This window comes from Stenotrophomonas sp. STEN030 (assembly GCF_056759995.1).
In genome coordinates this window covers 109,023-129,286 of record NZ_JBRREB010000001.1, presented here as the reverse complement: position 1 = coordinate 129,286, position 20,264 = coordinate 109,023, and the positions used below count along the sequence as shown (strand labels likewise).

General features: G+C 64.4%; 14 protein-coding genes. 2 read left to right on the top strand and 12 right to left on the bottom strand.

All coding sequences use genetic code 11. The annotated features are described in order from the left end of the window. Positions 1-270 precede the first annotated feature (270 nt). The 9 genes from ACVOLR_RS00560 to ACVOLR_RS00520 all read right to left on the bottom strand — a co-directional run bounded on the left by ACVOLR_RS00560 (position 271) and on the right by ACVOLR_RS00520 (position 13,276). On the bottom strand, positions 271-2,001 hold the full coding sequence (locus ACVOLR_RS00560; RefSeq protein ID WP_481534711.1) for a carboxypeptidase regulatory-like domain-containing protein: 1,731 nt from the start codon (positions 1,999-2,001) through the stop codon (positions 271-273). After that, the gene (locus ACVOLR_RS00555) at positions 1,998-4,157 is read right to left on the bottom strand and encodes a hypothetical protein (protein ID WP_481534710.1); all 2,160 of its coding nucleotides are present in this window, start codon (positions 4,155-4,157) and stop codon (positions 1,998-2,000) included. The genes ACVOLR_RS00560 and ACVOLR_RS00555 overlap by 4 nt, the downstream gene beginning before the upstream one ends. Next, positions 4,154-5,302, bottom strand: coding sequence for a BatA domain-containing protein (locus tag ACVOLR_RS00550; protein WP_481534709.1), 1,149 nt, complete (start codon positions 5,300-5,302; stop codon positions 4,154-4,156). The genes ACVOLR_RS00555 and ACVOLR_RS00550 overlap by 4 nt, the downstream gene beginning before the upstream one ends. After that, positions 5,299-6,201 (bottom strand): DUF58 domain-containing protein, encoded by a 903-nt coding sequence (locus ACVOLR_RS00545; protein ID WP_481534708.1) that lies wholly within the window; start codon positions 6,199-6,201, stop codon positions 5,299-5,301. Before ACVOLR_RS00545 ends, ACVOLR_RS00550 begins: the two co-directional genes overlap by 4 nt. Positions 6,202-6,220: 19 nt before the next feature. Then, positions 6,221-7,204 carry an AAA family ATPase gene (locus tag ACVOLR_RS00540; protein ID WP_481534707.1) on the bottom strand — a complete coding sequence of 328 codons (984 nt, stop codon included), beginning with the start codon at positions 7,202-7,204 and terminating at the stop codon, positions 6,221-6,223. A gap of 16 nt (positions 7,205-7,220) precedes the next feature. Continuing rightward, on the bottom strand, positions 7,221-7,955 hold the full coding sequence (locus ACVOLR_RS00535; protein WP_481534738.1) for a DUF4159 domain-containing protein: 735 nt from the start codon (positions 7,953-7,955) through the stop codon (positions 7,221-7,223). Between the two features lie 227 nt (positions 7,956-8,182). Further along, positions 8,183-9,517, bottom strand: a complete 1,335-nt coding sequence (locus ACVOLR_RS00530) for a TldD/PmbA family protein (protein WP_481534706.1) — start codon at positions 9,515-9,517, stop codon at positions 8,183-8,185. 21 nt (positions 9,518-9,538) lie between these two features. Continuing rightward, positions 9,539-11,173 carry a TldD/PmbA family protein gene (locus ACVOLR_RS00525; RefSeq protein ID WP_481534705.1) on the bottom strand — a complete coding sequence of 545 codons (1,635 nt, stop codon included), beginning with the start codon at positions 11,171-11,173 and terminating at the stop codon, positions 9,539-9,541. 474 nt (positions 11,174-11,647) lie between these two features. Continuing rightward, complete coding sequence (locus ACVOLR_RS00520; RefSeq protein WP_481534704.1) at positions 11,648-13,276, bottom strand: TldD/PmbA family protein; 1,629 nt, start codon at positions 13,274-13,276, stop codon at positions 11,648-11,650. Between the two features lie 153 nt (positions 13,277-13,429). Here ACVOLR_RS00520 and ACVOLR_RS00515 point away from each other — a divergent pair, with 153 nt between their 5' ends. Further along, positions 13,430-14,065 (top strand): DUF938 domain-containing protein, encoded by a 636-nt coding sequence (locus ACVOLR_RS00515; RefSeq protein WP_481534703.1) that lies wholly within the window; start codon positions 13,430-13,432, stop codon positions 14,063-14,065. Between the two features lie 48 nt (positions 14,066-14,113). After that, the gene (locus tag ACVOLR_RS00510) at positions 14,114-16,015 is read left to right on the top strand and encodes a M61 family metallopeptidase (protein WP_481534702.1); all 1,902 of its coding nucleotides are present in this window, start codon (positions 14,114-14,116) and stop codon (positions 16,013-16,015) included. 342 nt (positions 16,016-16,357) lie between these two features. Here the strand turns inward: ACVOLR_RS00510 and ACVOLR_RS00505 are convergent, their stop codons facing one another. The 3 genes from ACVOLR_RS00505 to ACVOLR_RS00495 are packed head-to-tail and all read right to left on the bottom strand — an operon-like array spanning position 16,358 to position 20,224. Continuing rightward, the gene (locus tag ACVOLR_RS00505) at positions 16,358-18,610 is read right to left on the bottom strand and encodes a TonB-dependent receptor (RefSeq protein ID WP_481534701.1); all 2,253 of its coding nucleotides are present in this window, start codon (positions 18,608-18,610) and stop codon (positions 16,358-16,360) included. Between the two features lie 17 nt (positions 18,611-18,627). Further along, positions 18,628-19,848, bottom strand: a complete 1,221-nt coding sequence (locus ACVOLR_RS00500) for an MFS transporter (RefSeq protein ID WP_481534700.1) — start codon at positions 19,846-19,848, stop codon at positions 18,628-18,630. Then, positions 19,838-20,224 carry a hypothetical protein gene (locus ACVOLR_RS00495; RefSeq protein ID WP_481534699.1) on the bottom strand — a complete coding sequence of 129 codons (387 nt, stop codon included), beginning with the start codon at positions 20,222-20,224 and terminating at the stop codon, positions 19,838-19,840. Before ACVOLR_RS00495 ends, ACVOLR_RS00500 begins: the two co-directional genes overlap by 11 nt. Positions 20,225-20,264 lie beyond the last annotated feature (40 nt).

The window sequence follows — 20,264 nt, the reverse complement described above, 5'->3', positions numbered from 1 at the left end:
GGCGAGGGTCAATCAGTGATGGGGTTCAAGGAGTTGTTGGATGGGTTGCACGTGGGTGTGACCGCAATCCGATGCGAAAGGCACCCCTCCCCAATCCTCCCCTTGCCTGCGGCAAAGGGAGGGGGCTGATCATGGGCTCCGACGCGTTATGTGCTGACTTGCCTTCCCACGCATGCGGGGGATCAAAGGGCCTGCCCCCGCGAAGGCGAGGGTGCCCGAAGGGCGGAAGGGGGCGCTGTTGATGTTGCTCTTTTCAAGCCATCAATCACTTCAGTCTTGTGTTGCCGGTCCACCCATTCGCCTGCGCTCCAACCACCAAAGCAAGGAGGCGACCAGCACAAACCCCAACAGCCAAGGCCAGCGCGGGCCCGGGATAGGTAGCGGCTCCGAGCGCGCAGCAGCACCGCTTAATGCAAACGTTGCATCGCGCATCTGCTGCACATGCAATGCAACCGCCTTGTCCGGATCCAGCAGCAGCATGCTCTGCAGCTGTTCACCCGCTTCAACACGGTGCCAACCGGCCTGCTGTGGCCACGCCGCAACGCAGTTGTCAGCCGAAGGATCGGGCAGCAGTTCGGTTCGACTGCCGTCCTCGGCAATCATCTGCACAGGAGCAGACAGGCCGCAAAAGCTGATGCGTTCACCAGTCCAGGCCCAGGCGGGCAACTGCAGCGCTGGTGGATACGGAAGTGATCGAGCAACGCTCGCCAATGCCGCGTTCCACAGCTCGGCGTGCACGTCGGCGTGGCCCGAGAGCACCAGCGCATAGCTGTCAATGATCGGCAGCACGCCAACCCTGCCCAAGCCAAGTGCGCGCCAACCGCCTATCGTGCTGCCGTCAGTGGCGCGCAACAACGGCACGACATCGGCGTTGCTGATTTCCAGGTTGAAGCGCTCGACCGTGAGCGGTGTCTTGTTCTGCTCCGCGTCGGTCATAGTGCGCAAAGTGACCGGACTTGTCTGGTCACCGCCGCGTGTTTCCATACCCCATTCGCGCAACGCGCGGCGTGCGTTTGCATCCAGGGCACCGCTTGTACGGACCAGTACACCCAGTCCACCGCGTACCGCCTCGGTGATCGCAACACGTTGCGCGGACGACAGGGCGGCAAGGCGGCGCTCATCGAGCAACAGTAGGTCCAGGCGGGCGAGGCCGGTGGTATCCAGCGCTGCCGGTGCATCGCCCAACTGCAGGCCGCCACCGATCAACATGCTGGTCTGTAGCTTGGCACCGATATCAGTGGCCCAGCGCTGCAGGTACTTCAGTTCGGGTCCGGGAGCGCCAGCCAAAACTCGTATCGTCGGTGCGGTTGTGGTGCGTACGCGTATCGGCACCGGCAGCTGATCCAGTACCTTGCCGCTGCCGTCGAGCACGCGCAGCGCGAAACTGACATCGCCGGGCTCACGTGCGTTGGCGTTCAGCGCTACGCGGCCTGTCGCATCTGCGTTGACGATATCCACGCGATGGCCAGCAGGGTCCAGCAGTTCCACACGTACACCAGGCATGCCTTGTACGCGGCTGTAAACAGTGAAAGCCGCGCCGGGCGCGAGTAGCGGCGGAGCCTGTAGTTCCACCAGACCACGCGGTGTCGTGCCGGGGAGGAACCGCAACGGCGGCAGTGCGATGTCGCGGTCACGCGCGGGCAGGCCCTGGCCGATGATCACCAGTTCGCGCGTACCCGGGTGCTGGCGCAGGGCGGTGGCCAGATCCGGCACAGCTTTGGCGGACGCCAATGCAGGTGCTTCAGGCAGGCGCACGTAGTTGGCCGCGGGCATGGCCGACAACTCGGCTGCGCTCGCCCCCGCTGTCGCGATGACCAAGGTGCCGGCGTGTCCCGGACGCGATGGCGGTTGCAGGGTGAAGTACAGCAACACGCCAGCCACAAGCTGCAGCGATAGCAATGCGGCAACGCGTATCGCGCGCGGCCGTGGTGACAGCGCGAAGCGCAGGCTGCCCAGCAGCACCGCCAGTGCGATCAACGCGAGAGGAAGCCAAGCGATCATCGTGCTGGCTCCTGCGGTGCCGACAGTGCTTCGAGATAACGGCGACCACTGGCATCGGCGGCATTGCGGCGTGCGGGTGGGCCTTCAGCGCGACGCAGTGCCGGCCACAGTTGTGCACGCAGTTCGTTCCGACATGTGCGGCAGTCGGGCTGCTGTCGTAGTGCGTCGATCGCAGCAACCACATCCAGCGGATCGGGCACGGCATTGGGGTGTGCCTCCAGCCAGCGCGACAAGGCATCAAGGTCCACGCTGTCATCGCTGGATGCCAATGCGTGCCATGCGTTGGCGACATCGGCATCACCAGCAGGGCGTGCGCTCAGCTGTACAGTCCGATTGCCAAGGCCCTCGCGCTTGCCGGTCATGCGTCGAGCCATGTCGATGGGCGGAAGCTCGCTGCCCACACGCGCCAGATAGATGCGCTCGGCTTGTTGCACCTGTTTGATGAGGGCCAGCGCCTTGTAGGCGAAGGGCAGGGCTTGATCGGGATGGCCTTGACGCAGGTGGCCCTCGGATTGCCACATCTGGTCGAGCGCGGATTTGAGGATGGCGCGGGTTTGCGGGTCGAGCAGGGTTGCGGCTTCGGCGTGGTCGTGGGTGTGGCCGTACTCGGACAGCACGTCGGTGGCGCTGCCGAACACCGGTGCACTTGTGGCATCGCTGCCGGCGCCGCCACCGCCACTGTGGTCATGGCCATCATCATCGGCGTGATCGGCATGCGTATCGGCGCTGGCCGCATCGCTGGTTGGCATATCACCGGTCGGTGGTGCCTTCGCGCCACCTTCAGCTTCCTCGCCGAGGAACTGGCCGTAGCGCAGGCGCAGGATGCGCTGGTCCACACCGATGGCATCGGAGCGCTTGATGAAGGTGTCCGCATCCAGACTGCCACGTTGCTTGAGCAGGGCTTCGGCGTCGATGATGATCTGCCGCTGGCTGCGGAAGTAGGCCGGCATCACCTTCTTGATCGCGCCTTCCAGATCGCTGGCCTGCACCTGCTGTTCGCTGGGCAGGCGCAGGATCAGGCTGGCGCTGCGCGCTTCCTGTGGCTGCGGGCTGCGGTTGTCGCGGACGGTCAGCCGCGCGACTACTTCGTCGCCGGGCTCCAGGCCTAGTGCGGCCAGGTCGGCGCTGTAGGCGAAGCGTCGCGCCGTCGCCGGGCCGCTGCCACTCAGCGTCAACTGACGCTGCCGGAAGCTGATGTTCTCGCCGCTTCCTTTTGCCGTGGTGATGTCCAGCGTCGCCGCGCTGTTGACGCCGAAGTCGTCGCTGGCTTCAAAGCGCAGCTGCCACGAGCGCTGGCGCGGTGCGGCTTGATTGAGCGTCTGCGCTGGTTCGATCACTTTGACTTGCGGCGGGCGATCAACCACCACGTCGAGACGATAGGCGCGGCCGGCGGCTGCCATCGCCGGGGTGGTGTGGATGCGATACAGGCCGGCACGCTGCAACACCTCGCTGCCGCGCCAGTAGTCGCCGTCGCGCTGCAGCGCCACCCGGCGGCCATCATGGAACTGCAGCCACGCCTGCTGCGGCTGTGGCGCGAACTGCAGACGCCACTGCAGACGGCTGCCTTGCAGGGCGCGTGCATCGAGCTTGTCGCCGGAGCTTTCTGCTTGGCCGCTGTACGCCGGGGGCGTGACCTGCAGCCAGCTGCCACGTAACGCGGGCGCGCTGTTTGCCGCAACGCTGGTAGTCGGTCTTCCATCAGCGGTAGCTGGTGCGTTGCCCGCACCGTGCGGCCACAGCAGCGTAGCAGCTGCCATCAGCACGGCAGCAAACAGGCACAACAGCAGTCGGCCCCAAGGCCAGCGAGGACGCAGGTCAGGCGGATTGGTTTGCAGACGCTGTTCGATATGACGGCGCTGGCGCTGCTGCAGCGGATTGAGCGTAGACGATGCGGCGAACAGCAGATCGGCGCTGTCTTCGAAGCGCGGATGGTCGTTCAGGCGTGCGACCAGCCAGCGCGCATCCAAGCGTCGCGCTCGCCACACCGCGATGCCGGAAACCGCCAGCAAGGCGAGCGTTGCGGTGATGTAGCCGGCATCGAAGCCGAACACACGCGCTGCCAGCAAGCCGACAGCCAGGGCCAAGGGCAGGCCGCCGAACAGCGCAATCAGCAGGGTGCGGCGACGCGCGGCGTGCAGCAAGGTGCGCGCGTTCATGCCTGGTCCCGTCGGCGCGGTGCACTGGCCAGCCAGCGCTCAAACAGGAACAGCAGGGCGATTGCCAACAGCAACCAATGGCTCAGCTCGGTTGCAGGCTGTGGATACGGCGTAGCGCCGATTCCCGGCTGCATCGTCGCTGCAGGCGCGCGCCGCGGCGTGGGTGCAGTCTGCAGCACGGCGCGCAGGCCGTTCGGGAAATCCGGGTCAAGCAACGTCGGCAAGCTTGCCGGCTGCAATGGTGTTGCGAAACGCAGCCACTGGCCTTGCGTCGTGCGAACGTGTTCGATTACCAGCACACCGTTGGCATCACGCCATAGTGGTGTGCGCTGTGCGTCGGCGGGTACCGGTGTACGTGCATCTACCAGCAGGCGGCCACCGCGCTGCAGCCATGCGCTGGTATCGGCTGGTAGCGGCTTGGCAGACAGCCAGACGTGCAGCTTGCCGTCATTGCTGAAGGCGGCGCTGTCGTCTGCCGTCGCTGGCTTGGTTGCACGCCATGCGCTGGCGACCGCATTGAGATAGCGCAAGCCTTGCTTTCCAGCTTCATCGTGGCGGATCTGCAGTTCAGGCGCGGCAATGACGGCTGGCTTGGTGGCAGCGGCGCTCTGCTCAAGTACCTGCCAGCGCACTGCACGCGAGAGCTGTGGCCGTTGCGCGTCCAGTCCATCGAGTACTGATGGAACAACTACGGTGAGTGCTGCATCGGCGGGCAACGAGGCGTCCAGCTCACGCAGCAGGCTGGATACTGGCTGCGGGCCTAGCGGCGTTGTGCTTTTGTCGGTGCGCGGGAAGCCCGGTGCCAGCCATAGCCACTGCGCATCGGCATTGCCCACAGCGCGTTGGGCAGCGGCCAGATCAACACCGGGCAGTACGGCGACGCGCTGTTGCGTATCAGGCACACCCATCAGTGCCGGCCGTGCCAACAGCACCGCCAGGAAGGCAAGCAGCAGCAGGCGCAGCAGCAGCAACGGCCATTCGTCGAAGCGGATGCGTCGGCGCGGGCGCGGCTTGGCCGACAGCCAGCGCAGCGCGGCGAAATCGATGATGCGCTGCTCGCTGCGGCGGGCGAGATGGATCAGCAGTGGCAACAACAGCGCTGCCAGGGCGATGAAGCCGGCCGGGAACAGCCACAGCAGGCTCATGCGCAGCTCCCTGCGCGACGCCCGAACAGGCGTTGCAACGGTGCATCGATGGCTTCATCGAGATAGGCGGTGTCATGGCGGATACCGGCGGCCTGCAGCCGTGCATCCAGCACGCGCTGTGCTTCCTTGAAGCGGGCGAGGTATTCGCCGCGCACCGTTGCGCCATCACTGAGCAGCTCATCGCCGGTTTCCGGGTCGCGGAAGCGGTGACCATCGCGGAACGGAAAGTCACGCTCTTCAACGGTCAGCAACTGCAGGTGCACCACATCGCGGCCGGCCTTGGCCAGGCGCTCGGCCAGCTCGACGCCCGACGCATCGAAGCCGTCGCCGATCATCACCACCAGATCATTGCTGGCGATGCGTTCCCACAATGGTGAAAGGCGCTGCTGCGGTGGCCATTGTCCTGCGGCTCGCAGTGCATGCAATTGCAGATGCAGACGGTCGCGCTGACGCAGCCCGTTGCCAGCAGGCAACAGCTGCACGCCATCGCCGCCAAGTGCGATCAGGCCGAAAGCATCACCTTGCTGCATCGCCAGTTCGGCGAGGCAGGCGACCAGTGCCTTGGCTGCATCCAGGCGCTGCCAGTCAGGACGTGCCTGATCTGCCTGAGCCATCGAGGCGCTGGCATCGAGCAGCAGCCATACCGTGATCGGGCTTTCGCGTTCGGACTCGCGCACGAAAAAGCGGTCCGAGCGTGCGTACAGCTTCCAATCAATCTGGCGCAGTTCGTCGCCCGGTTCGTAGGCGCGGTACTGCGCAAACTCCAATCCGGCGCCGCGGCTGCGGCTGGCGTGCGCGCCGATGCCACGGCTGCCGCTGGCCCGCTGCGGCCACAGCCGCAAGCTGCGCAGGCGACTGCGCACGTCGGCGGGAATCAGTGGTGGCGTCGGAGCGCTCATGTTCTTCGAAGGTTGCGAATCAAGCCGGGAACGGCACCGCACGCAGCAAGGCAGCTATCACGTCGTCGGCACTCTTGTGCTCGGCCTCGGCAGCGAAGGACAGCAGCAGGCGATGACGCATCACCGGTGCAGCCAATGCCTGCACGTCCTCGCGGGTGGCGGCGAAGCGGCCCTGCAGCAGGGCGCGCGCTTTTGCTGCGAGCACCAGCGATTGGCCTGCGCGCGGGCCGGCACCCCATTTGATCCAGTTGTTCACTTCGGCAGGTGCGGCATCGCCGGGGCGGCTGGCACGGACCAGGCGGGTGATCCAGCTGAGCAGGTCGGGGCTGATATGTACTTCTCGCACCGCTGCCTGCAGTGCCTTTACTGCTTCGGCGTCCATCACTTTGGGCACGACCCCGCTATGGCTGCCGGTGGTCTGGGCAAGGATGTCGCGCTCTTCGGTTTCAGTCGGGTAGTCGACGCGGACATGCAGCAGGAAGCGGTCGAGCTGCGCTTCCGGTAGCGGATAGGTACCGGCCTGTTCGATCGGGTTCTGCGTGGCCAGCACGAAGAACGGCGAGGGCAGGGTGTAGGTGGTACCGGCGTAACTGACGGTGCGCTCCTGCATTGCTTCCAGCAGCGCCGCCTGGGTCTTGGGCGGTGTGCGGTTGAGTTCGTCGGCCAGCAGCAGGTTGGTGAAGATCGGGCCCTGCTGGAAGCGGAACGCGCGCTTGCCGGTGCCATGGTCTTCTTCCAGTAGTTCTGTGCCGAGGATGTCGCTGGGCATCAGGTCGGGAGTGAACTGCACGCGCCGGAACTGCAGTTCAAGCGCCTGGCCGAGCGAGCGCACCAGTAGGGTCTTGCCGAGTCCGGGGGCGCCTTCGAGCAGGCAGTGGCCGCCGGCCAGCAGGCCGATCAGCAGTTGTTCGACAACATCGTGTTGGCCTACCACGGCCTGTGCGAGCGCGCTGCGCAGCTCGTTCAAGCGCGGCAGCAGAGAGTCCAGATCGGGGGCGGTCATGCGGTCACCTGTGGGGTCAATGCGTCAGTGCGTACATCACGATGTTCACGCCGAACTTGGTGTTGTCTTCGGCCAGGAAGCGTTTGTTGCGCCAGTCGTAGTCCCATTCGCAACCGTAGTCCTTATTGCTGTAGAGCACGCCAAGCCGGCCATCGATCTCGATGCCCTTGAGGTAGTCGTGGACCAGGTCGTCGCCCCAGCCGTTGAGCTCGAAGCCAGTGGCGGGTGGCCCTTCCGGGAATTTGAAGAAGCTGTTGTAGACGGCGTGGTTGTTGGGCAGTTTCTTCATCGCGGTGTTGCCGAAGATGCTGCGCATCTGTGCTTCGAAGGAGGTGGCGAACAGGCCGTCGATGTCGTGGTTGCAGTCATCGACGAAGACAAAGCCGCCGTTGCGTACGTAGCGTTCGAAGTTGCGGCGCTCTTCCGGGTTGAACTCGACCAGCTTGTGCCCGGCCAGGTAGCAGAACGGTGCGGCCAGCATCTTCGGGTCGGACAGTGCGATGACGTGTTCCTTGGGGTCAACGCGCAGGGTGGTGTAATCGACCAGCGAGGTGATCAGGTTGGACGGCATGCGCGCGTCCACGTCCCAGTCACCGGAGTCGTAGCGCAGGCGGGTGAACCAGAAGTCGTAACGGCTGGCCTGTGCCCGCGCCAAGCCCGGCAAGGCAGCCGTCACCGCGCCGCCCAGCAGCAGGTGAAGGAATTGCGCTCGCGTCAGACGGGGTGAGGACAAAGGCGAAAGTCTCGAAATGCTGAAAGCCCCTCTCCCGTGTACGGGAGAGGGGTTGGGGTGAGGGCGCTCTTAAAACACGTAGAGCAAAAGCTTCCCCTCATCCGCCCTTCGGGCACCTTCTCCCGCGGGCGGGAGAAGGGATAAAGCAACTGCAAACAGCTAGAAGCCAAAGCCAAAGCCGAAGCTAGAAGCCAGAGCCAGAGCTAAAAGCCAAAGCTAAAAGCCAAAGCTAAAGCTAAAAGCAGTTACACCGCATCCGACAACGACGTAAACGTAAAGTCACGCAGCTTCATCGGCGGGATCATCATCACGAAGCTCGACTCATCACCAGCAACACGCACCGGCTTACCAAGCTCATCAATATTGTTGAGCATGATCACCGGCGATTCGTTGAAGCGGAAATTCTTCACCGGGTGCTTGATCTGGCCGTTCTCGATGTAGAAGGTGCCGTCACGGGTCAGGCCGGTCAGCAGCACGGTCTGCGGGTCGACCATGCGGATGTACCAGGTGCGGGTGACCAGGATGCCCTTCTCGGTGCCACGCACCAGCTCGGCAATCGACTTGGTACCGCCGCCCATCAGCAGATTGCCAGCGCTGGCCTTGGCGGTCTTGCCCTGCTTCTGCGCCCAGTAGCGCGAGTAATCCAGGTTGGCGATCTTGCCGTCTTCGATGATGGCGATGCGCTCGCGCGGCATGCCTTCGCCATCCCACGGGAGTACTGCTGCATCCGGATGCCAAGGGTCGGCGAACAGGTTGACCTTGCTGTCGTAGACCTGCTCACCCAGCTTGTTGCCGCCGCCTTTCTTGGACAGGAAGCTGCGGCCTTCATCGGCCGAACGTGCACTGAAGAAATTCATCATGAAGCTGATCAGGCCAGCGGCTGCTGCCGGCTCCAGGATCACCGTGTACTTGCCCGGCTCCAGCGCCTTGGCTTCGGCCGATTCGGTGGCCTTGCGCTTGGCGATCTCGATGTCCTGGTCGGCCTTGAAGTCGGCAGCATTGGCGAGATTGCGGCCCACCCAGCCCGAGCCGCGACCGTCTTCGGTACGCACGGTGCAGGTGTAGTTGAAGTTGGTGGTCTTCTGGTAGCCGAAGTTGCCGTTGCTGTTGGCGATGGCGACAAAACCATTGCCGTCTTCCAGGAAGCCGGCAGCGATCAGGCCGTTGCCGCGGCAGGGGGTGATGGAGTCAGCTGCCACCTGGGCGCGGAACTCCGGGGTGATTGCCGCAGTCGATTCGCTGAAGGTCGGACTCGATCGGTATTGCTGCTTGCCGATGGCCGGCATGAACTCGGGGTTCTCCGGCGCCAGCTTGGCCAGGTCTTCGGCACGGCGCACAACGCGCTCCAGCGAGGCGTCGTCGAACTCATTGATCGAGGCAGTGCCCACACGCTTGCCAAAGGCCACCTGCACGGCCAGTTCGGCATTGCTGACGATGCCGCTGGTGGAGACGTTGTTCAGCGCGAAACGGATGTTGCCGTCGACCGAGCCGGCCAGCGTGGCAGTGCATTCATCGGCCTTGGACAGCGCGATGACCTTGTCCAGGATGGCCTTGGCTTCCTGTTCGGTGAAGATGATCATGGTTCAAAAGCTCCTTGACGATCAGCCGAGGCTGCGCGCGGTATTGATGACGTTGATGCCGTCGAAACGGGCGGTGGACGAGCCGTGCGACACGGCCGAGACCTGGCCCGGCTGGCCCTTGCCGTCGAAGAACGAACCGCCCAGGCGGTAGTCGCGTTCGTCGGCGATGGCGCTGCAGGCGTTCCAGAATTCCGGCGTGCGGATCTGGTAGGCCACGTCCTCGAGCATGCGGGTGATCTGGCCGTTCTTGATTTCATAGAACAGTTGACCGCCGAACTGCGCGTTGTAACGCTGCTGGTCGATGGAGAACGAACCGTCGCCGATGATGTAGATGCCGTTCTCGACGTTCTTGATCATGTCGGCCACCGACAGCGGGGTCTTGCCCGGCGCCAGCGACACATTGGCCATGCGCTGGAACTGCACACTGGACCAGGAGTCGGCATAGCAGCAGCCGTCGGACTCGGTCTTGCCGAGAATATGCGCCTGATCACGGATGGTCTGGTAGTCGACCAGCTTGCCGTCGCTGATCAGCGGCCAGCGCTTGGTCTTCACGCCTTCATCGTCATAAGCAACGGCGCCGAGTGATCCCGGCTGCACCTTGTCAGCGAAGATGTTGACCTTGTCGCTGCCGTACTGGAAGCGCGCTTCGCGCTTGTCCAGCGTGGCGAAGCTGGTGCCGGCATAGTTGGCTTCGTAGCCGAGCACGCGGTCCAGCTCCAGCGGGTGACCGACGGCTTCGTGGATGGTCAGCCAGGTGTGCGACGGATCGAGGATCAGATCGTACTTGCCCGGCTTCACCGACGGTGCCTTCAGCTTTTCCTGGGTCTGCTTGGCGGCGGCGATGGCGTCTTCGCGCATGTCATAGGACTGGCCGTAGACGGTGACGCCGTTGGGCAGCACGGTCTTGCCGGAGGCTTCGCCATCCAGGTATTCGTAGCCCAGGCCCATCGGCGAGGACAGACCGGAACGGGTACGGAACTTGCCGCTGGCCTTGTCGATGGCGGTGACCGTCATCGGTGCCCAGATGCGATGCACGTCCTGGTCGATATAGGAACCATCGGTGGAGGCGAAGTACTTCTGTTCGTTGACCAGGAACAGCATCGAATTGACGAAGCTGGCACCGGCACCGAGCGCTGCGGCGTTCACGCCCAACAGCAGATCGGCCTTGTCCTTGATCGGCACTTCCATCGCGTTCTTCTTGATCGGCGTGCGCCAGCTGACCTCGCCGTAGCCCGGCGCCTTGGCGAACTGCACCGGTGCGGTCTGCACCTTGGCATTGGCCTTGGCGATGGCGGCGGCCTGCTGCGCGGCCTTGACCACGCCGGCCGGGCTCAGGTCATTGGTGGCGGCAAAGCCCCAGGCACCGTTGACGATCACGCGGATGCCGGTGCCGGTGGACTCGGTGTTCACCACGTTCTGGACCTTGTCCTCGCGGGTGATGACGAACTGGCGCAGGTAACGGCCTATGCGCACATCGCAGTAAGTGGCACCAGCGGCGCGTGCCGCATTGAGCGCGTCATCGGCGAGGCGCTTCTTGATGGCCGGATCGAGCGCGGTCAACAGTTGTTCGGCGGCGATGGCCTTGCCGAAAAAGGACGGCACCATCAGGCCGCCAGCGGTAAGCCCGGTCAGGGCTAGGAAGTCACGTCTCTGCAAGGCTGCTCTCCACGGGGCAAGGCCCGCGAGGCGGGCGCTACGGCAACAAACGACGGTGGCTTCGCGGTGATCTGCGAACTGTTCGATTTTTGCGGTCAGGTGTTTGCAGCGGTAGTGACTTTAGGCATGGAAGAGCCAAATTTCTTGAGACTTCCTGCGAAAGGCGACCCCTCCCCAGCCCTCCCTTTCGCTGCGCGAAAGGGAGGGAGCACAAGCGAAGGTCGTCAGCAGTCCCGCGATTGCACGGACTGCTCCCTCCCTTGCACGGACCGCTCCCTCCCTTTCGCGCAGCGAAAGGGAGGGCTGGGGAGGGGTGTGCTCTTGCTCTTGCTCTCGCTCTGGCTCTCGCTCTCGCTCTCGCTTTGCCTTCGCCTTTGGCGGTAGCGGTTGCTTTGCTTTGAAAGCCCCTCTCCCGCTCGCGGGAGAGGGGTTGGGGGTGAGGGCAAGCTCCTGCTTCTGCCCCTGCTTCAAGCCTTACCCCAACGACCGCGCCGTATTGATGATGTTCACCCCATCAAAACGCGTGGTAGCCGAGCCATGCGACACCGCTGATACCTGCCCCGGCTGGCCCTTGCCGTCAAAGAACGAACCGCCCATGCGGAAATCGCGCTCATCGCAGATCGCGCTACAGGCATTCCAGAACTCCGGCGTGCGGATCTGGTAGGCCGCATCCTCGACCATGCCGGCAATCTCGCCGTTCTTGATCTGGTAGCAGAGCTGCCCACCGAACTGCGCGTTGTAGCGCTGCTGGTCGATCGAATACGAGCCACGGCCGTGGATGTAGATGCCGTTCTCCACGTTCTTGACCATCTGCGCCGGGGTCAGCGGCGTCTTGCCCGGCGCCAGCGATACATTGGCCATGCGCTGGAACTGCACGCTCTTCCACGAGTCGGCATAGCTGCAGCCGTGCGAGGCGTTCTCACCGAGGATATGCACTTCATCGCGGGTGGCCTGGTAATTGACCAGGATGCCGTCCTTGACCAGATCCCACTGCTTGGTCTTCACCCCTTCATCGTCATAACCCACCGCGCCCAGGCTGTACGGCACGGTCTTGTCAGCGGTGAAGTTGACGATGTCGCTGCCCCAACGGAAACCGGCCTCGCGCTTGTCCAGCGTGGCGAAGCTGGTACCGGCGTAGTTGGCCTCGTAGCCCAGTACGCGGTCCAGTTCCAGCGGATGGCCGACGTTTTCGTGGATGGTCAGGAACAGATTGGACGGGTCCAGCACCAGGTCGTACTTGCCCGGCTTGACCGACGGCGCAGTGAGCTTGGCGCGCGCCTGCTTGGCAGCGGCGATCGCATCTTCCACCGGATCATAGGAATGACCGTAGGCAACCACTCCACCGGGCAGCTGATGCTTGTCGGCAGCATTGCCGTCGAGGAACTCCCAGCCCATGCCCGCCGGCGCCGAAAGCCCCGCACGGGTGCGGAATTTGCCGCTGGCCTTGTCGATGGCGGTAGCGGTGAACGGCAGCCAGATGCGGTGTACGTCCTGGTCGATCCACGAACCATCGCTGGAGGCGAAGTACTTCTGCTCGTTGACCAGGAACAGCTGAGAGTTGATGAAGTTGGCACCGGCATTGATTGCCGCCGCATTGATCGACAGCAGCAGCTCCACCTTGTCCTTGACCGGCACCGCCATCGCGTTCTGGCGGATCGGGGTCTTCCACTGCACCTCACCCACGCCCGGCGTGGGTGCCAGCTGCACCGGCTTGGTCTGGATCTTCGCGTTGGCCCTGGCAATGGCAATCGCCTGCGCCACCGCGTTGGCCACGCCCTGCGTGGTGGACTGGTTGCTGGCTGCAAAGCCCCATGCACCATTGACGATCACGCGGATGCCGACGCCGGCCGACTCGCTGTTGGTGACGTTCTGCACCTTGTCCTCGCGGGTGACGATGGCCTGATTCAGGTAGCGGCCGATGCGCACATCGCAATAACTGGCGCCACCCTGTTTGGCCAGGGCAAGCACGGTATCGGCCAGCAGCTTCTTCTTGGCCACATCGGCCGGCGCAAGCAACTCCTCGGCAGCAATCAGCTGGGCATTGGGCAGCATGAAGCCGGCGAGGCCGAGGCCGGAGAGCGAAAGAAACTGACGGCGTTGCATGACGGGCGAAACTCCAGAGCCAGCGACGCACTGCATCGCACAAGACCCTTGAATCTCGTCGGCGCGGGGGTTCATGCACAAGTGACCATGGTCATGCATGGCGGTAAACAGGCACTGCGGCACAATCTGCTTCGTGTCCCAAGGCCCAGAACGATGACCAGCAAGCCGTACTCCGAATCCTGCGAACGCAACAGAGCACCGATCCTGCAGGTGCTGCAGCAGCACCTGGGCCAGGCCCGCACTGTCCTGGAGATCGGCAGCGGCACCGGCCAGCACGCCGTGCATTTCGCCGCTGCGATGCCGTGGCTGCGCTGGCAAGCCAGTGATCACCGCGACTACCTGCCCGGTATACGCCAGTGGCTGGACGAGGCGGCGCTGCCGAACACGCCCGCGCCGCTGGAACTGCAGGCAGTGATTGGCGAAGGCCTGCAGCCCTTGCCGCTGCTGCCGGTGCATGACGGTGTGGCCGGCTTCGATGCCGTATTCACTGCCAACACCCTGCACATCATGGGCTGGGAGGAGGTGCAGGCGCTGTTCGCCGGGTTGCCGGCGCTGATGGCGCCCGATGCGCTGTTCATCGCCTACGGGCCATTCAACTACAACGGCGCATACACCAGCGACAGCAACCGCAACTTCGACGGCTGGCTGAAGGCGCGGGACCCGCGCTCGGGCATCCGCGATTTCGAGGCGGTCGATGCCCTGGCACGCGCGCAGCAGTTGGCCTTGCATGAGGACGTGGCGATGCCGGCCAACAACCGTTGCCTGGTATGGCGACGGATGCGCAGCTGAAGCCGGGCGGGCTAGGATGCGAAGACTTCAGGCAAGGGGCGGGGCGTGATGCAGGGACGTAAGTGGTTGGTGGCGATGGTGCTGGGGCTTGCACCGCTGGCATGCGTACAGGCGCAGCCGCTGGATGCACGGGCTGCAGCGATGCAGGTGCACGCAAGCTACCCGGGCGTGATCGAGCTGGAGGTGGATGCCAGCGACATCCAGCGCCGTATCCAGCGCGTGCACCAGCGCATTCCTGTAGCGGCAGGTGCGCTGACCCTGTGGTACCCGCAGTGGATCCCCGGCAATCACGCGCCGACCGGCCCGATCAACCAGATGGCCGGACTGGTCATCCGTGGTAATGGTCAGGTGCTGCAGTGGACGCGCGACTCCGGCGATATGTACGCGTTCAAGCTGCAGGTGCCCGAGGGCGTCAGCACGCTCGATATCGAGTTCCAGTACCTGTCACCGACCGCCAGCGATCAGGGCCGGGTCGCGATGACGCCGAACATGCTCGATCTGCAGTGGCATCGCGTGCTGCTGTACCCGGCTGGCTATGACGCACGCGGCATCCAGGTCAAACCCAGCCTGCGCCTGCCCGACGGCTGGCAGAGCGGCACGGCATTGGATATTGCACAGCGCAGCGGCGGCAATGAGCAGTACGCGCCGGTGTCGCTGATGACCTTGATCGATTCGCCGGTATTCGCAGGCCAGTATTTCAAGCGCTTCGCGCTGGACGAGTCATCCAAGCAACCGGTGTGGCTGGACGTGGTCGGCGAAAACCCGCAGGGCCTGCAGGCCGATGCCAAGGTGCTGGATGCGCATCGCGCGCTGGTTCGCGAAGCTGACGCGGTGTTCGGTTCGCGTCCTTACACGCGCTATAACTTCCTGCTGGCGGTATCGGACGTGTTCAGCGGCATCGGCCTTGAGCATGCGCAGAGCAGCGAAAACGGCATGCACGACGGCTACCTGCGTGGCGAGCGGCCCTTCCTCGACAACGACCTGCTGCCGCACGAATACGCCCATGCATGGGTAGGCAAGGCCTGGCGCCCGCGCCCAACCTGGGTGCCGCATTACAACGCGCCGATGCACAACGACGAGTTGTGGATGTACGAAGGCCAGACCCAGTACTGGGCAGTGGTACTGGCAGCGCGCTCCGGGCTGTGGAAGCCGGACTACGCGATGGCGATGCTGGCACAGCTGCAGGCCAACTACGCAACACAGCCGGGCCGGCAATGGCGCGACCTGCACGACACCGTGCATCAGGGCATCCTCGACTTCAATTCCAAGCCGCAGGCGTGGGCCGACTGGCAGCGAGCGTTCGAGTTCTATAACGAGAGCACGCTGCTATGGCTGGGCGTGGATGCACGCCTGCGCAGCCTGTCCAAGGGCAAGGTCACGCTGGACGATTTCGCCAAGCGCTTCCATCAAGGTGGCAAGCAAGGCGAGATTCGCCTGTATGACCGCGCCGATGTGATGAAGGGTCTGGAAGCGGTGCAGCCTGGCAACTGGGATGCCTTCATCGGCAGCCGATTGGATGCGCGTGATGGCGAGGCGCCAGATGGTTTGAGCGCTGCGGGCTGGGAGCTGTACTTCGATGACCAGCCGAATCTTGTGGTTGCCGATGGTGAGGCCGATGGCGCTACCGATCTGCAGTACTCCTTGGGCTTGAAGATCGGCAGTGATGGTGCGCTGCAGGCGGTTGGTTGGGACAGCCCAGCGTTCAAGGCGGGCTTGGCCAAGGATGTGACGATTATTGCGGTGAACGGTTTGGCCTACAGCGGTGGCCGGATCAAGCAGGCGCTGATTGATGGAAAGCAGAGTGGGGCGCTGATCGAGTTGATCGTGCGCCAGGCGGACAGCTTCCGTACCGTGCGTATCGATTACCGCGAAGGGCTGCGGTATCCGCATCTGCGGAGGATTGAGGGGAGGGCGGATCTGTTGACGCGGATTCTGGCGGCGCGGAGGTAAGGCAGCCCCCCGCGCTGCTAGCTATCCCTTCTCCCGCGAGCGGGGTTAAGAACAGGCGCTCACGAGCCAAAGGCTCGTGACTGTTCGTACGCCCCGGGTGCTAGGCGGGGCCGGGGCGCGGTGCGAGGTGCCCCGAAGGGGCGGATGAGGGGAGCTTTAAAAGCGTTGGGTCTGCTTGCTAGAAGCTTCCCCTCACCCCAACCCCCGCTCCGCGCCCCGGCCCTTGCGCTGGCGCAAGGGCGTTCGATGGGCAGCGAACCGATGGTTCGCGAGCTGCCCCCCTCACCCCGCAGGCGGGAGAGGGGCTTCTTGCGCCTCTAGCATTCCGAATACGTTGAGGCCTCAGTACTCCACCCGATACCCAACCCCAAACGTCCTTCCCTGCGCCGGCACGCTGGAAATCTTGCCGTAGGTCGCTTCCGCCTGCTGTCCATACACCGTTTTGTAATCACGGTCCGCAAGGTTGTAGACCCCAACACTGAACCGCCCACCCGCCAGCGGCAACTCGCCGATCAGATCGAACACCGCATAGCCACGGATCTTCGCCGCCGGCGTCGCGCGGATGGTCGGGCTCACCGTAGCCACCTGCGCATCACGCCACGCATCATCAGTGCCACCCACCGCCTGGCCCTGCAAGCGCAGCAAACTATCGTTGGCAAAGCGCCACTGACCATGCACGCCAGCCTTCAACGGCGACACGCGGAACGCATTGAGCTCACGCCACTGGCCTGCGGCATCACGGTACTGGCCGCGGGTGCTGGCCACGCTCGCACCCAGCTCCAGTTGCGCAGTAGGCGTATAGCGCAGGTTGGCTTCCACGCCGTACACGCGCTCATCGGTATCGGCTACCGACACGCTGTAGTTGCGGTTGAACTGCACGGTCTTGTCCGAGCGGTTGTAGAACGCGGTCACTGCGCTCTGTAGCTGCGTGTTGTTCAAGCGCCAGCCCAGTTCGTAGTTGTCGACCTTGATCGGGCCGATGTTGCGGCTGTCGATGACGAAGTTGGCCGGCACATCACGCAGCATGCGCTGCGTATCGGGCAGGCTGAAACCCTGCGAGAAGTTGGCGAACAACTGCTGCGCTTCGCGGAACTTGTAGACCACGCCGGCATTGAACAGCGTCTGCGAATGGCGCACGCGGCCACCGGCCAGCAGCTGCGGCTGATAGCCAGCCACTGCGTCGGCAGTGATCGCCTCGGTGTAGGGCAGTGAATCGTCCACGTTGTTGCGCAGGATCTGGTGGCGCACGCCGGCCTGCACGCTGAAGCGCTCGCTCAGCGCGTGGTCGGCCTGCAGGAACAGACCGGTGGTGTCCACGCGCACATCCGGGCCCATCGCGTATTGCGTGGTCGGCACATAGTTCAAGCCATTGCTGGCGATGAAACGGTTGATGTCGTACATCTGCCCGCGCTGGCTGTCCTCCTCGCGCTCATGGTCCACGCCGTAGGACAGCTGCAGGCTGCGCCCGCCGATATCGAAACCCTTGTGCAAGGCGCTGCGCAGGCCCCAGACGTCGATGTCGGTGTTGGACTGCATGGCCACATAGGCATAGCCACCGGGCAGCGCCGGATGCACCAGCGTCGATACCGACGGGAACCAGCGGCCCTGTTCGCTGCGGTAATAGGCTTCCGCGCTCAGCTCCTGGCCACCGAGCAGGTCGCGGTTGCGGTACTGCGCATTGACGCCTTGGTGGCGGGTGCGCGGCTGAGCGTTCAACTGCAGGCCGTCTACCGCATTGTGGCTGGGCTGATAGGCGGGGTTGAACAGCATCGCCAGGCGCGGGCCGTAGTCCGGGCCGTAATCGCTGTCCTGCTGGTCGTCATACCAACGCACGCCCACGCTGAGCTGCTGGGCCGGGCTAAGCGCCCATTCAAGGCGCGCGTTGAGTTCCTTGGTCTCGGTGTCCTGGCGGTCGGTCTGCGCGATCTCCGGGCCGATACGGCGTCCATGCGCATCCAGCGATGCGCCCTGGCGGCCATAGGCGATACCAAAGGCACCGCTGAAGCTGTCACCGCGCACGGTCATGGTCTGCGCGGCGTTCCAGGCCAGGTTGTCGCTGGAAACATCCGAGGGCGTGCGCAGGCCGAGCTGGCTGGCCAGCTGCACCGGCGCATCGCCCGGCTGCAGGGTGATGATGTTGATGATGCCGCCGCTGGCACCGGCGCCGTACAGTGCGGTGGCACCGGAGATCACTTCGATGCGCTCGATCATCGTCGGCGAGATGCTGTTGAGCTGGCGTGAGCCATCGCGTGCGCCGGTCAGCGGCACGCCATCGATCATCACCTGCACACTGCGCCCACGCATGGTCATGCCGTAGTTGCTGGTGGTGCCACTGGCCGGTGCGAGCGACGGCACCAGCTGGCCGAGGATGTCGGCGGTGCTGCGACCGGCAGCGGTCTGCTGGGCGATCTGCTCGCGCTCGATGGCGTACACGGTGCCGGCGATCTCGGCCACGCTGCGTGCGCCGCGCACAGCGGTAACGCTGACGGCATCCAGCTGGCGGGTACCGCTGGTGGTGTTGGCCTGTGCTGCCAGCTGGCCACTGATGGCCAGGCTCAGCAGGGCGAGCGGAAGCGTTGCTGCGGTATGCCGCATGGTGTCCTCGGAACGTATCAGGGAGAAGAAGGGGAGGGCGCGAAGCGGCGCAGCAGCGGCCGGCACAACAGCAGCCCAAGCGCGGAGACAATCGCCAGCGCCACGTAATAAGCGGGGTAACCCAGGCCCTTGGCGAGGAAGCCGGACAAGGCACCACCGATGAAAAAGACCAGCAGCTCGAAGCACACCAGCAAGGTGAAATCGGTGCCGGCCTGCTCGCGCGAGCTGAGCCGCATGAACAAGGCATACAAGCTGGTCATCGCCACGTAGCGCAGGGCCAGCAGCGCAACGACAAGCACGCCCAAGCCAAGCTGCGAGCTGGCCAACGCACCGCTGTAGAGCAGCGCCGCCAACAACAGGTACAGCGCCGTGCGCCACCAGCCGGAATGCAGCAACAGCTGTTCGGCACTGCGCTGCTTGAGCAGCCAGGCCGCGCCGATGGCGGCCAGCATGCCAACACCGGCACCGCCTACCGAGATCAGCAGGCCGATCTCGGTCAGACTCCACTTCTGGTCGACCAGCAGCGGATTGATCATCGCCATCGCCGGCGCTTCCACCAGCCGGTACAACACGATCAGCAGCAGTGCCCAGCGCAGCTCGGGCCGACGCAGCGCCCGCAGCACGCTCGGCCGTTGCGCGGTTGCCGGACGCACGCCTTCGTTGATCTGCTGCACGGCCAACAGAGTGAGCGCACTCATCGCCGCCAGACTGAGCAGGGCCACGTTCCAGCCCCGCGTTTCGTACAGCCACAGCACGCCCGCGCCGCCGACCATGCTGCCCAGCGCCACGCCCACGCTTTGCGCCATGCTGCCCAGACGGTGCCCGGCCGGTGCCAATGCTTCCACCGTATAGCCATCGATGGCGATGTCCTGGGTGGCGGCGATGGTGGAGATCCACATGCCGACCAGCACGAACACGGTCAGGCCATGGTCCAACCCGGTGAAGGCCAATACCAGGATGCCGACCAGCAACAGCAGCTGGGTCAGCCACAGCCAACTGCGGCGTCGGCCCAGGGCGGGCAGATGCCAGCGGTCCACCAGCGGCGCCCACAGGAACTTGAACGCCCAAGGCAGGTACAGCAGCGACAACATGCCGATCCAGCGCAGGTCCACGCCCTGGCTGCGCAGGATGGCCGGCACTGCCACGTTGTAGAAATACAGTGGCAGCGCATGCGCCATGTACAGCGCCACGATCACGCCCAGGCCGAAGCGGGAGGCGGCAGCACGCTCAGTGCGCATCGGCTCGCTCCAGTTGCTGGCCGACCCAGCGCATGCCATCGGCGTCGTCGCTGGTGACGTAATAGGGCACGCCCCAGGCCGCATGCAGGGCCGGCGTATCCAGTCGCTGCTGCTCGACGGCGCTGCTGGCGATGCGCACCAGGCCCTTGCAGTAAACGCGGAAGGCGGGCTTGTGCTGCTTGTACCAGAGCGCCTGGATGGCGCGGTAATCGTCACTGAAGCTCGCGCCAGGCACGGTGCTGGCAATGAAGTAGAACGGCGTGGCAGCCACGATCAGTGCTTCCACGCGCTGCAGCCAATCACGGATCTCGTCCGCGCTGACCTCATCGTGGAAGACGGCGCGGACCACAGCCGCCTGCTTGATCGTCAAACCCATTGCCACTGACCTTCACTGAATACGGGGCAGAGGCATCCAT